This is a genomic window from Winogradskyella helgolandensis (assembly GCF_013404085.1).
Lineage (GTDB): Bacteria > Bacteroidota > Bacteroidia > Flavobacteriales > Flavobacteriaceae > Winogradskyella > Winogradskyella helgolandensis.
Map to the genome: position 1 here is coordinate 3,902,692 of NZ_JABFHO010000001.1, position 14,072 is coordinate 3,916,763.

Below are 14,072 nucleotides of genomic sequence, written 5' to 3' on the forward strand. Positions count from 1 at the left end.
TTAGGATAATTATTCAAGGATTTAAGCGGGTTGCTGTTAATCAGTTATTATAATAAATCTTGAAATATTCGCACCATTTAAACTTCCTAATTTAAGAATATAGGTTCCGCTTGGTATAGTAGAAACGTCCATTGAGAATTCAGAGTTTATAAAATTCGTTTCTCTATTCATAATTAATCTACCATCTATACTAAATACTTTTACGAATTCAATTTCGGTTTCATTTAAAACCTTAATCGTTAAATTGCTTTTAGTAGGATTAGGGTAAATAGAAACGTTATTTTGAAAATCAGCATCACTTACAGATAAAACTTGAGAACCAAAAAACTCTACTTCAGTAATATTAGACCAAGCACTTGCTCTACTATCACCTGCAGTATTAAATCTTCCGTAACTTACTAATTTTACATAACGTGCATTAACTGAAACTTCATACTGGTCAAAATCATCTCTTGTACCTGTCGTTGTAGTAATTAATAAATCATCTGCCGTAGTTGGTAAAACCATGGTGAAATCTGAAGGCTCTGTTCCTGTAGTAGACACCCAAAATTGTATACCATAAGGATCTGCCTTATCATCTGTAGCAATTTGTATTAAATCCAGTTCATATTCATCATCTAAATCATAAATAATATATTCACCATCACCTTTAAAATCACCTGCAAGAATAGAACCATCTGATGCGGTCCATTGCGTCCCAGTATCCTTATCTAAAGTATTATATGCATAATTTGTTTTGGGAGGGTCTGCATTAAGATCTACTTCTTGCTGTGAGAAAGAATGTACTGTAACAGGATCTTCACCTTCTACACCTGTATTAATAAGGTCGTACAAATCGGTTAAATCTGCCCCATTTTGAGTGACACTTAATTGTCTTATAATAACATTTTCACCTGAAGTTTGTGTAAACGTCACAGAACCGGTTCTAGCACTTGTATCAACATTATCAGTTACCGTTACCGAAACAATTGCATCACCAGTACCAGAATTTGGATCAATGGAAATCCAAGCATCATTAGAAACAGCGGACCAACTTACATTTGCATTTACTGAAATATCGTAACTACCAGCATCTGGCTCAAGAGCAGACAAACCGGTTATCGTTAATGATTCAGGTATTTCAATAGTACAATCACCATCAGTTATACTTGCCCCTAAATTATTTAAGAAACAAGCTCCAATGCCATGGCCTACCATAGTGTCTGTAGTAGGTTCATACACGCCCATATCAGCACCTTTACTTTCAGAACCAGGACCTGAAAATGTGAAAATTTCGCCATCAGCTGTAGCTACAATTCCTGTTTCCTCAGAAAAACCTGTATTAGTTGCACCTAAAGTAGATCCTGTATATACATTTCCTGTATAATCTAAAGTTGTACCAAGATTTGAATATGAACTTTCAGTATCACCTGTTATAATATCTGTAATATTTTGATTACCAGCTGTAAAATAAATTAGGTTATTCGAAACTGTACCTGTTGGATCGGTTGATCCTTTATCTGTATTATAATATAAAGGTGCATTCGTATTTATTAGTGTATTATTGGATACATTAATATTTTCAACCTTTTGATAATCACTTGAAGTATTGTCAGAAGTACAAGGCACTGAGTTATTTGAGCTTCCACCTAAAAATGTAATACCATTGTTCCATTTAGCTTGATCAACCACTGTGATACAATCTTGAATATAATTATTTGTAATAGTATGCTCACTATCCACAATTCTAATACCTCCAGTTCCATCTACATTTTCACCTAAAAAATAATTACCTTCAACTGTGGCGTTGGATCCGTGTCTAAGCACTAAAGACCCTCTACTTCTTCTAAACGTATTATTAATATAGGAATTGTTTTTACTTTTATTTGTTATAATTTCGTTTTCACCATCAGCTTCAACAAAATAATTGTTGCTTACCATTACACTACTATCTACATTCTGATAAGAACTTGTACCAATACGTATCGTTTCACTATCTCCTGCATTAGATAATTCTGCATCAATTTTAGCATATTTATAAAAATAATTATTACTAATAGTATGACCCACGATATCACAACTCGTGTTTATTTCTGGCTCATCATCACCTACAGGCGGATAAGCATTATAAGCAAGTTCAACCAAAATCATATTTCCAGAACTTCCCTTATTCATAAATGAACAGTTAATTACCGTGTTATAGGTACCATATAACATAACCCAGTTATGTTTCGTACTTGTTCCTGCAGATGGACTTTCAACGGCTAAACCATCCATTGCACAATTTTGAAGGGTACTATAATTGGCATAATTTTCTCCATCTCTAAATTCAATGACAACGCTAGATCCATAACCGCCATCCCAATAAAAACCATCAACAACAACATGATCTCCTCCAATACTCAATTGCATACCTCCAGTAAATCTAACTCCACCAGGAGTTTCTGCTCTAAATGTTATAGGCATAGCTGCAGTACCTGCAGTAGGTGAAAACTTAATTCTATCATCGTCATCATAAATTCCATCCGCTAGAATAACAGTATCTCCTGCCTCAAGTGTTTCAAATAAATCTTCAAGTTCATCGATATCATCCAAATTGGGGATATTATAGGTTGTTTGGGAAATCGCACTAATTGTAGAGAATAATGCAATCGTTAACACATAAAAAGTCCGAGACTTCAAATTGTAAAAAGTTTTCATAATTGATTAATTTATTTAGTTATTGATATTAATTTCAACCGCTTATAATTGGTTAACCAAACTGGTTAACCAAATATATAAATAAAAATATAGTTTTAATAAAAAAACTAAACTATTATTACAGAATTCACTAAACCATTACTAAATTTATACGATAAGAACAACTAGTTTCCATATTATCAATTTATTTGCATCAACATTACTAATTTTATATTTTATAACTTTAATTTTTATATTTTCGTAATATCTCTATACTAAATAAGCGCCAATTAATATGACCCAAGTAACACGTCTTTTTGATTTTCCATATTACCAATTAAAACACAAACCAAACCCTAATGCCCTAGTTACCAAATACAATGGCAAATGGGAATCTATATCCACACAAGAGTATGTAGATAAATCGAATGCAATGAGCAGGGCTTTGTTGCGTTTGGGTGTGCAAAAGGATGATAAAATTGCCGTTATTTCAACGACCAATAGAACCGAATGGAATATTATGGATATTGGAATTCTTCAACTCGGAGCACAAAATATCCCGATTTACCCAACGATTTCTGCTGAAGATTATGAGTATGTACTTAACCACAGTGAATCTATATATTGTTTTGTCTCTGATGAAGAAGTCTTAGAAAAAGTTAGAAAAGTTCAAGCAAACACAAAGATTAAAGAGGTCTATTCTTTTAACCACATTGAAGGTTGTAAACATTATTCAGAGTTAATAGAACTCGGTGAAGATGATAGTAATCAACCTGAAGTAGAACTAAGAAAAGATGCTGTAAAATCTACAGATTTAGCAACAATAATTTACACTTCGGGTACCACAGGAAAACCTAAAGGGGTAATGTTATCGCATTGGAATATTACAAGTAATGCCTTAGACAGTTCTCCAAGAGTACCTTTAAAGGAAGGTGAAACGCGCGTATTGAGTTTTTTACCTATTTGCCATATTTTTGAACGTTTATTGATTTACGTATATCAATATTCAGGCACCTCAATTTATTTTGCCGAAGGCATTGATAAAATTGGAGAAAATGCAAAAGAGATCAAACCGAACTTAATGAGTGTTGTACCTCGATTACTAGAAAAGGTTTTCGATAAAATAATGCTTAAAGGAGATGAATTATCGGGTATAAAAAAAGCCTTATTCTTTTGGGCAGTAAGTTTAGGTGAACGTTGGGAACCTTATGGTGCTAACGGAGCTTGGTATGAGTTTCAACTGAAAATAGCCAATAAACTTATTTTTAGTAAATGGAGAGAAGCTCTAGGTGGTGAATTAGGAACTATGGTTTCTGGAAGTGCTGCATTACAACCAAGATTAGCTAGAATTTTTGGAGCTGCTAAAATGAGAGTTATGGAAGGCTATGGCTTAACAGAAACCTCGCCTGTAGTTGCTGTTGGTTTATATAAAGACCACATGTACAGAGTAGGGACCGTTGGCAAGCCTATAGATAATGTTGAAGTGAAAATTGCTGACGATGGTGAACTATTAATCAAAGGCCCAAATGTGATGATGGGCTATTATAAAGATCCCGTAAAAACAGCAGAAGTTATGACGGATGATTTCTTTCACACAGGTGATAAAGGAGAAATTGACGTCGATGGTTTCTTAAAAATTACAGGTCGAAAAAAGGAAATGTTCAAAACCTCTGGAGGAAAATACGTGATTCCACCACTTTTAGAAAACGACATGAAACAATCACTTTTCATAGAGCAAATTATGGTTGTCGGTGAAGGTGAAAAAATGCCAGCCGCTTTAATTCAGCCTAATTTCGATTTTATTAGAGATTGGATAGATCATAAACAAAATGGTGTTGGAAAAACCGATGCTGAAATTGCCTCTTCAGAAATTGTAATTAACAGAATTCAAAGAGAAATAGATAAATACAATAAGCATTTTGGAAAATGGGAACAAATTAAACGTTTTGAACTCACACCAGATGTCTGGTCTATTGATGGAGGGCATCTTACTCCGACTTTAAAAATGAAACGTGCTATTATAAAAGGTATTTATCAAGATCTTTACGATAAAATATATAGAGCCTAATATACAATAAAGATATAATGAAGGGTTTAATATAGTTTTAGGACTTTATTGGACCTTTTTTAATGCTCTAAAAATAGAATAAGGTAGAGTGTTTAATACCTCTTGATGACATTGCAGAAAGGTATAATAAAAGAAGTCTTCAATTTTAAAGAATACTCAATAATCTCACTAAGTGTTTATTCTACTATTTTTTAAATTATCGAACAATAAAATATTACCAAGCGCTTTCGTTTTATTTATAAAAAACACGTTACTTTTAACTAGTAATAAAAATTTAGAAAAACTGAGACCGTAAATTACTTGCTACTACGAGGCTTATAATTTTTAAGATATTCACCTTTAGGTTTGCCATCATCAAAAGAACTCCATTTCAATAAAACACGAGTTTTATCTCGCGCCTCTTCATTTGGCATATCTTCGTATTCCATCTGATAAATTGCCGAAAATAATGGTGCTCTCCCTTCACCATGATAACAGTGTATTAAAACAGGATAGTTATCGTCATTATCCATAATTTCCAAAAACTTATCTACGGTTGGTTGATCTGGTACTTGTCTAGACCCGACATTATAATAATTTACATTATCTATTTTTTCAATAGCTTCCTTTTCGCGTGTTAATTGTTCTGGAATTTCTGGATTGTTAATAAGATCATTAGTCCCAGGATATCTTAAATCAATAACGCTTTTAATATTGTGTTCACTGATATAATCTTCCAATTCATCTGGTGGAATAACTCCTGACTTATAGACCTTACCCTCAGTAATAGCTTTAAAATTGTAGTTTAAATTTACATCGTAATAAAATTTAGCAGCTCCAATTAAAACGATAGCTAAGACAAGTAATCCTATTTTTTTTTTCATGTGTTAATGTTTATTGTTTTGCAAGGTCACATCCTATTCGCTATTAATTATCACCTTAAGTGATAAAAAAATGAACAAACTTGTTTCATGTGTTTATTCTATTGCACTTAATTTTTTATCAATAATTCTATCGTAATAATCTTTAATATAAGCTTTACAAATAGCTTCAATTTTAGACATTTCAGAATTTTTATTTTCAATCAGATTTTTTTCTAAACCTTTATCTAAAATATCATAAAATCCTGTCGCTTTTACACCATCAAAGATACAAATATAATTACCCATCTGAAATCGGTAATATGAGTTACTATAATTTACGGCAAATGGTATCGTTGAAAATGAGGTATCAACTAAACTTCGTCCCCAACTTCTAAACGGCTTTTGGTAGCCTATCATATCTAAAATTGTTGGATAAATATCAATTTGTTGTGCCAAATCCATGTTCACTCCTGCCATGGAGTTATCTGGTTTATAAATCAAAATTGGTACAGTATGCCGATTCATAGGCTTATAATACATGTCTTTATAAAACACCTGATTACTATGGTCTGCAGTAAGAATAAAGATGGTATTATCGAACCACTCTTCTTTTTTAGCCTCCTCAAAAAACCGTTTAAAGGCAAAATCTGTGTAACCAACGGTTTTATGCATAGGCACGTTTCCAACTGGAAATTTACCTTCATACTTCTCTGGAATAACATAAGGTTCATGTGAAGAAACTGTAAACACGGTTGCAAAAAATGGTGTTTGCATGTCATTAATTTCGTCCTTCATATATTGTAAAAAAGGCTCATCCCAAATTCCCCAAGAGCCATCAAAATCATCATCGTTGTTATAATCTTCTCTACCCAAATACGAATCAAATCCAAGTATATTACTAAAACCTAAAAAACCCATTGAGCCTCTTGCTGCTCCATGAAAAAACGTGGAATAATACCCTTCTTCATTCAATATAGACACCAAAGATTGAATGTCTTGTTTTGAATATGCAGAAGATGTAAATGCATCTTTAAATGAAGGAATACCAGATAAAACCGATGACATTCCATGAATGGACTTACTTCCATTTGCATAAGCATTTGGGAAAATTAAGCTTTTGCCTGCCAGCGAATCTAAAAAGGGAGTGTAACCTTTATAGTTAGGTATATCGTATGATTTATTAAAAGCACCTAGATATTCACGTCCAAGACTTTCAGTAATAATCAATACGATGTTAGGTTTCGATTTTGAATTATTAGAATATTGCTTAATGGGTTGTGCATAATTATCTACAACCTCTTGTTCCATTTTATATGCCACTTTTTTAAACGAATTGGCATTAATCGTTCGGATAAATGCAAATGGCGAATTCAATACCAAATCAGCTTGTTCGATTTTTTGAACGTGCCTATTAGCATCTACAAGATTAATGGGTCTCGTGCTCTTCTTAAAATCACCTCCTCTTATACCGCCAATGGTTAGTACTGAAACACCACAAAAAATAACTAATGATAGTACAACATAAATTAATCCGTTTTTAGTTGTGAGTTTTGGACGTTCTACTGTGATTACTTTTACTTTTTTGTATAAATAGATCCAAAGTGCTGCAGATAAACCAAAGAGTAAAAAGACATGCCAATAATCAATCAAAAACCGAAAAAACATACTTCCTCCATCCTTTTCGTGCTTAAGCACATCTAAAACAACAATTGTTGTGCGACTAAAAGTATATTTATAATAAATTAAATCGACGAAGTTAATTGCATAAGCTATAAGATTTGTTATAAAGTAAACATAGAACAATAGCTTTTGATAACCTCTTTTTGTGTTTATAAAGAATGGCAAAAAAGACAATAACATAAACAGGCTGTTAACGTATAATATCGCTGTGGTGTCAAATGCTAAACCATGGTACTGAATTTTAAGAAATTCTGCTATTGACGCTACATGTAATAAATCAAAATTGTAAATCAAAAACAAAATTCTAGCAATGAAGTAAAAAACATAAACTAGAAAAAGCCTGTAAAAAAATACTTTATATTCTTGAAATCTATAAACTGAGTTGTTCAATGGAATGTGTCGTTCGCGGCAAGATGCCATTAATAATACAATGTGGCAAATTTAAGGTATTTATTTAAACGGCATCAATATGCATATACCAAAAAATTAAGGATAAATTATGAAATTTATTATGCGTGCATAGTAATTTTTTACTATATTTGGTATTCAAAGCCAAAAAATGAAAGATAAAACTATTGACTACGTCCTAAGAACCACATGGTTAGCAGTCAACAAAATGTACAATGAAGAAGCGTCTGAATTTGGAACAACGATGGCTACTGGGTTTGCATTATTAAGTATTGATCCAGAAAAAGGAACACCATCAACATCGTTAGGTCCAAAAATGGGAATGGAGGCCACAAGTCTGTCTAGAACTTTAAAAACCATGGAATCCAAAGGTTTAATAGAACGTAAGCCAAATCCTGAAGATGGACGTGGTGTGCTAATTTTTTTAACTGATTTTGGCAGAAAAAAAAGAGCTTTATCAAAAGAAAAGGTTTTAACCTTCGATGAAACTATAAAAAATAATATCTCTACAGAAGAACTAAATAACTTTTACAAAGTTGCCGAAGTCATAAACAATATGATTTCAAATAAACAGATTTACAATAAAAAAGAACACATTTTAAAATAAGATGAGTAAACGAAGAATTAAAAAAATAGCAATTATTGGGTCAGGAATTATGGGAAGCGGTATCGCTTGTCATTTCGCCAATATCGGTGTTGATGTTTTATTATTAGACATCGTACCTAGAGAACTTAACGACAAAGAAAAAGCTAAAGGTTTAACTTTAGAAGACAAAGTCGTAAGAAACAGATTAGTAAACGATGCTTTAACAGCGTCTTTAAAATCTAAACCTTCACCAATTTACAGTCAAGCATTTGCAAGTCGTATTACAACTGGAAATATTGAAGACGATATTGCCAAAGTTGCTGATGTCGATTGGATTATGGAAGTTGTTGTCGAAAGACTAGACATTAAACAACAAGTTTTTGAGAAACTAGAGAAATACCGTAAGCCAGGTACATTAATTACCTCAAATACTTCTGGTATTCCAATTCACTTTATGAGTGAAGGTCGTAGCGACGATTTCCAGAAACATTTCTGTGGCACGCACTTTTTTAACCCAGCTCGTTACTTAAAATTATTCGAAATCATTCCTGGTCCTAAAACAGACCAAGCTGTATTAGATTTCTTAAATGAGTATGGAGAGAAATTCTTAGGTAAAACTTCCGTAATTGCTAAAGATACTCCTGCTTTTATAGGAAACCGAATTGGTATTTTCAGCATTCAAAGTTTATTTCATGCGGTTAAAGATTTAGATTTAACCATTGAAGAAGTAGATAAGTTATCAGGACCAGTAATTGGTCGTCCAAAATCGGCAACCTTTCGTACAGTAGATGTTGTTGGTTTAGATACTTTAGTTCACGTTGCAAACGGTATTAGAGAAAACTGCCCAAAAGATGAACGTTTAGAGTTATTTGAATTGCCAGATTTCATCAACACCATGATGGAAAATAAATGGTTAGGTAGTAAAACTGGACAAGGATTTTATAAGAAAGTGAGAAAAGAAGATGGTTCTTCTGAAATTTTATCACTAGACTTAAATACACTAGAATATAGAGCTTCTAAAAAAGCAAAATTTGCCACTTTAGAACTTACGAAAACGATTGATAAAGTTGTTGATCGTTTCAAAATATTAATAAAAGGAAAAGATAAAGCAGGTGAGTTTTACAGAAAAAGCTTCACCGCACTATTTGCTTACGTATCGAATCGTATTCCTGAAATTTCAGATGAGCTTTATAAGATTGATGATGCTATGAAAGCTGGTTTTGGTTGGGAACACGGACCTTTCCAAATCTGGGATGCTATTGGCGTAGAAAAAGGAATTGAATTAATGAAAGCCGAAGGTTTAGAACCTGCTGCTTGGGTTAATGATATGGTTGCTTCTAGTAACACGTCCTTTTATACTGTAAAAGATGGTGCTTCATATTTCTATGATATTCCTTCTAAAAAACAAACAAAAATACCTGGTCAAGATAGTTTCATCATCTTAGATAATATCAGAAAAACAAACGAAGTGTTTAAAAACTCTGGTGTTGTGATTGAAGATTTAGGTGATGGCATCCTTAACTGTGAGTTCCAGTCTAAAATGAACACCATTGGAGGAGATGTTTTAGCAGGCTTAAATAAAGCTATTGATTTAGCCGAAAAAGATTTTGCCGGCTTAGTCGTTGGTAATCAATCCGCAAACTTTTCTGTTGGTGCAAATATCGGCATGATTTTTATGATGGCTGCTGAACAAGAGTACGATGAGCTTAACATGGCTATTAAATACTTCCAAGACACGATGATGCGCATGCGTTATTCATCTATTCCAACGATTTCTGCACCTCACAGCATGGCTTTAGGTGGTGGATGTGAATTATCGTTACACGCAGATAAAGTAGTTGCAGCAGCAGAAACTTACATGGGACTTGTAGAGTTTGGTGTTGGTGTTATTCCTGGTGGTGGTGGTTCTAAAGAAATGGCTTTAAGAGCACAAGACCTTTTCCATAAAGGCGATGTGCAATTAAACATTTTACAAGAATATTTCTTAACCATTGGTATGGCAAAAGTTTCGACATCTGCTTATGAAGCTTTTGATTTAGGATTACTTCAAAAAGGAAAAGATGTTGTTGTGGTGAATAAAGACCGTCAGATAGCCGTTGCAAAACAACACGCTATGTTAATGGCTAATTCTGGTTATACACAACCGGTGAAACGAGATGATGTTTTAGTTCTTGGAAAACAAGCGTTAGGAATGTTTATGGTAGGAACAGACTCTATGGAAGACTCTAATTACATTTCTGAGCACGATATGAAAATCGCAAATAAACTAGCATACGTTATGGCTGGTGGAGATTTATCTGAACCAACTAAAGTAACAGAACAATATTTATTGGATTTAGAACGCGAAGCATTCCTATCGCTTTGTACAGAACGTAAAACATTGGAACGAATTCAACACATGTTAACTAAAGGGAAACCGTTAAGAAATTAGACAACTTAGATTCTCAGATTTCTAGACGCTTAGAAATCTAAAATATCAAAAAATCTAATTATCTAAAAATCTAAAATTATGAAAACAGCATATATAGTAAAAGCATATAGAACCGCAGTTGGTAAAGCACCAAAAGGCGTGTTCCGTTTTAAAAGAACAGATGAATTAGCAGCAGAAACCATCAAATATATGATGAAAGAGCTTCCTAATTTAGACCCAAAGCGTATTGACGATGTTATTGTTGGTAACGCCATGCCAGAAGGTTCGCAAGGATTAAATATGGCACGTTTAATCTCTTTAATGGGATTAGATATCGTAGATGTTCCTGGAGTAACTGTCAACCGTTTTTGCTCTTCAGGAGTGGAAACCATTGGTATGGCCACAGCTAAAATACAAGCCGGAATGGCAGATTGTATTATTGCTGGTGGAGCAGAAAGCATGAGTAGCGTTCCAATGACTGGATTTAAACCAGAATTAAATTATGACGCCATTGTAAAAGCAGGTCACGAAGATTATTATTGGGGTATGGGAAATACAGCAGAAGCTGTTGCAAAACAATTCAATGTATCTCGTGAAGATCAAGATGAGTTTGCCTACAATTCACATATGAAAGCCTTAAGAGCGCAAGCCGAAGATCGTTTTCAAGATCAAATAGTACCAATTGAAGTTGAACAAACTTATATTGATGCTAACGGTAAAAAAGCAACAAAATCATACACCGTAACTAAAGATGAAGGACCTCGTGCCGGAACTAGTAAAGAAGCCTTAGCAAAACTTAGAGCCGTATTTGCAGCTGGAGGTAGTGTTACGGCGGGTAACTCGTCACAAATGAGTGATGGTGCTGCTTTTGTTATGGTCATGAGTGAAGACATGGTAAAAGAATTAGGCTTAGAACCAATCGCAAGAATGGTAAATTATGCTGCTGCTGGTGTTGAGCCTCGTATCATGGGTATTGGACCAGTAAAAGCTATTCCAAAAGCATTAAAACAAGCTGGATTAAAACAAGACGATTTAAGCTTAATTGAATTAAATGAAGCATTTGCTTCTCAATCTTTAGCTGTAATTAGAGAACTTGGTCTTAATCCTGATATCATTAACGTAAATGGTGGTGCTATTGCACTTGGTCATCCATTAGGATGTACAGGAGCAAAATTATCCGTACAACTTTTTGACGAAATGCGTAAGCGTGACATGAAAGGTAAATATGGAGCCGTTACCATGTGTGTTGGTACAGGTCAAGGGGCTTGTGGGATATTTGAATTTTTGAATTAGAATCAAGACTAAAAGAATCAAGAGCCAAGACTAAAAAGTATAAAAACATTTTACGGCTTTTTTAGAGCATAGTTTAGGTTCTGCTTTTGAATGGGAAACACAACTGAATGTAGCTTTTAATGAAGACTATATTTCAGAAGAAAAATTTAAAGAATTAGAACTAAAAATAAAACAAATACAAAAAATGATTTCAAGTTTCAAATCTGGACTGAAATAGTCTTGATTCTTGGTTCTTGTGTCTAAATAATCTAACAAAAAACATGGCAACAACAGAAAAAGAATTATTAAGAGGTGGTCAATTCCTAGTAAAGGAAACAGATTGCCAAGACATTTTTACTCCTGAAGATTTTTCAGAAGAACAAACAATGATGAAAGAAGCGGTTATGGAATTTAACGACCGTGAAATCATCCCACATAAAGCACGTTTTGAAGCTAAAGATTATGCCTTAACTGAAGAAGTGATGCGAAAAGCTGCTGAACTTGGATTTTTAGGTGTTGCTGTTCCTGAAGCTTATGAAGGTCTTGGAATGGGATTTGTATCTACAGTTTTAACTTGTGATTATATCTCTTCTGGAACCGGTTCATTCAGTACTGCTTTTGGTGCGCATACCGGAATTGGTACGATGCCAATTACCTTATACGGAACAGAAGAGCAAAAACAAAAATACGTTCCTAAATTAGCAACTGGTGAATGGTTTGGAGCCTACTGTTTAACAGAACCTGGTGCAGGATCAGATGCTAACTCTGGTAAAACAACGGCGACACTTTCTGAGGATGGTAAATCCTACAAAATTAACGGTCAGAAAATGTGGATCTCAAATGCAGGATTCTGTAGTTTGATGATTGTATTTGCACGTATTGAAGATGACAAAAACATTACTGGTTTCATAGTAGAATATGATAAAAATAATCCTAACGGCATTACTTTAGGTGAAGAAGAGCACAAATTAGGTATTCGTGCAAGTTCTACACGTCAAGTTTTTTATAATGATACCGTTGTACCTGTTGAAAATATGTTAGCTGGTCGTGGTGAAGGTTTTAAAATTGCTATGAACGCTCTTAATATTGGCCGTATTAAATTAGCTGCAGCTTGTTTAGATTCTCAAAGACGAATTTTAACAACTGCCGTAACGTATGCCAATGAACGTAGACAATTTAAGACACCTATTGCTGACTTTGGTGCCATAAAAACGAAGCTAGCTGAAATGGCTGCTAGTGCTTATGCTGGTGAATCTGCTACCTATAGAGCTTCAAAAAACATAGAAGATAGAATTGCTTTACGTGTAGCTGCAGGAAACACACATCAAGAATCAGAACTAAAAGGAGTTGAAGAATATGCTATTGAATGTTCTATTCTTAAAGTAGCGGTTTCTGAAGATGTTCAAAGTGCTGCCGATGAAGGTATCCAAATTTTTGGAGGCATGGGATTCTCTGAAGACACACCAATGGAATCTGCATGGAGAGATGCAAGAATTGCACGTATTTATGAAGGAACTAATGAAATCAACAGAATGTTATGTGTTGGTATGTTAGTGAAGAAAGCGATGAAAGGTCATGTAGATTTATTAGGTCCTGCTCAAAAAGTACAAGAAGAATTAATGGGTATTCCTTCTTTTGAAACGCCTGATTATTCTGAATTATTTTCGGAAGAAAAGGAAATGATTGCAAAACTTAAGAAAACATTCTTAATGGTTGCTGGTGGAGCCGTTCAAAAATATGGACCTCAACTAGAAGAGCACCAACAGTTATTAATTGCTGCTGCAGATATCTTAATTGAAATCTATATGGCAGAATCAGCAATTTTAAGGACTGAGAAAAATGTGAAGCGTTTTGGCGAAGAATCACAATCAGCACAAATTGCTATGGCGAAATTATATTTATATCACGCTGTAGATATCGTTGAAGAAAAAGGAAAAGAAAGTATTATTTCTTTTGCTGAAGGCGATGAACAACGTATGATGTTAATGGGACTTAAGCGTTTTACAAAATATGCTAACTATCCAGATATCGTAGATTTACGTATCGAAATTGCAGAAAAAGTAAAAGCAGAAAATAAGTACTGCTTCTAAAATTTAAGTAAGTTGAAAATGGTTAAAAGCCAATACTTCCGATTCATGATTTTCGGTT

Annotated in this window: 8 protein-coding genes and 1 pseudogene; 6 read left to right on the forward strand and 3 right to left on the reverse strand. The window is 33.8% G+C overall.

Translation table 11 applies throughout. The features are described 5' to 3' along the window. Positions 1-36 precede the first annotated feature (36 nt). Positions 37-2,679 carry a chondroitinase-B domain-containing protein gene (locus HM992_RS16595; protein ID WP_179320452.1) on the reverse strand — a complete coding sequence of 881 codons (2,643 nt, stop codon included), beginning with the start codon at positions 2,677-2,679 and terminating at the stop codon, positions 37-39. A gap of 274 nt (positions 2,680-2,953) precedes the next feature. On the opposite strand from HM992_RS16595, the gene HM992_RS16600 reads away from it, so the two are divergent. After that, positions 2,954-4,726 (forward strand): AMP-dependent synthetase/ligase, encoded by a 1,773-nt coding sequence (locus tag HM992_RS16600; protein ID WP_179320453.1) that lies wholly within the window; start codon positions 2,954-2,956, stop codon positions 4,724-4,726. A gap of 296 nt (positions 4,727-5,022) precedes the next feature. On the opposite strand, the gene HM992_RS16605 is transcribed toward HM992_RS16600, so the two are convergent. Both HM992_RS16605 and HM992_RS16610 read right to left on the reverse strand, forming a co-directional pair. Next, positions 5,023-5,589, reverse strand: a complete 567-nt coding sequence (locus HM992_RS16605) for a dual specificity protein phosphatase family protein (RefSeq protein WP_179320455.1) — start codon at positions 5,587-5,589, stop codon at positions 5,023-5,025. 93 nt (positions 5,590-5,682) lie between these two features. Then, positions 5,683-7,668 carry an LTA synthase family protein gene (locus HM992_RS16610; protein WP_179320457.1) on the reverse strand — a complete coding sequence of 662 codons (1,986 nt, stop codon included), beginning with the start codon at positions 7,666-7,668 and terminating at the stop codon, positions 5,683-5,685. A 139-nt stretch (positions 7,669-7,807) separates the two neighbouring features. On the opposite strand from HM992_RS16610, the gene HM992_RS16615 reads away from it, so the two are divergent. The 5 genes and pseudogenes from HM992_RS16615 (at position 7,808) to HM992_RS16635 (ending at position 14,014) form a co-directional block, all read left to right on the forward strand. Beyond that, the gene (locus HM992_RS16615) at positions 7,808-8,263 is read left to right on the forward strand and encodes a MarR family winged helix-turn-helix transcriptional regulator (protein ID WP_178983983.1); all 456 of its coding nucleotides are present in this window, start codon (positions 7,808-7,810) and stop codon (positions 8,261-8,263) included. A gap of 1 nt (position 8,264) precedes the next feature. Then, the gene (locus tag HM992_RS16620) at positions 8,265-10,673 is read left to right on the forward strand and encodes a 3-hydroxyacyl-CoA dehydrogenase/enoyl-CoA hydratase family protein (protein ID WP_179320459.1); all 2,409 of its coding nucleotides are present in this window, start codon (positions 8,265-8,267) and stop codon (positions 10,671-10,673) included. A 78-nt stretch (positions 10,674-10,751) separates the two neighbouring features. After that, positions 10,752-11,945 (forward strand): acetyl-CoA C-acyltransferase, encoded by a 1,194-nt coding sequence (locus tag HM992_RS16625; RefSeq protein ID WP_179320460.1) that lies wholly within the window; start codon positions 10,752-10,754, stop codon positions 11,943-11,945. 55 nt (positions 11,946-12,000) lie between these two features. Beyond that, positions 12,001-12,162 (forward strand): annotated as a pseudogene (locus HM992_RS16630) (four helix bundle protein); the annotation flags it as partial. 43 nt (positions 12,163-12,205) lie between these two features. Then, positions 12,206-14,014: an acyl-CoA dehydrogenase family protein gene (locus tag HM992_RS16635; protein WP_179320462.1), complete on the forward strand. Its 1,809-nt coding sequence runs from the start codon at positions 12,206-12,208 to the stop codon at positions 14,012-14,014. Positions 14,015-14,072 lie beyond the last annotated feature (58 nt).

Coding starts and splice junctions, on each gene's coding strand:
- HM992_RS16595 (WP_179320452.1), bottom strand. CDS start 2,679: ATGAAAACTTTTTACAATTTGAAGTCTCGGACTTTTTATGTGTTAACG.
- HM992_RS16600 (WP_179320453.1), top strand. CDS start 2,954: ATGACCCAAGTAACACGTCTTTTTGATTTTCCATATTACCAATTAAAA.
- HM992_RS16605 (WP_179320455.1), bottom strand. CDS start 5,589: ATGAAAAAAAAAATAGGATTACTTGTCTTAGCTATCGTTTTAATTGGA.
- HM992_RS16610 (WP_179320457.1), bottom strand. CDS start 7,668: ATGGCATCTTGCCGCGAACGACACATTCCATTGAACAACTCAGTTTAT.
- HM992_RS16615 (WP_178983983.1), top strand. CDS start 7,808: ATGAAAGATAAAACTATTGACTACGTCCTAAGAACCACATGGTTAGCA.
- HM992_RS16620 (WP_179320459.1), top strand. CDS start 8,265: ATGAGTAAACGAAGAATTAAAAAAATAGCAATTATTGGGTCAGGAATT.
- HM992_RS16625 (WP_179320460.1), top strand. CDS start 10,752: ATGAAAACAGCATATATAGTAAAAGCATATAGAACCGCAGTTGGTAAA.
- HM992_RS16635 (WP_179320462.1), top strand. CDS start 12,206: ATGGCAACAACAGAAAAAGAATTATTAAGAGGTGGTCAATTCCTAGTA.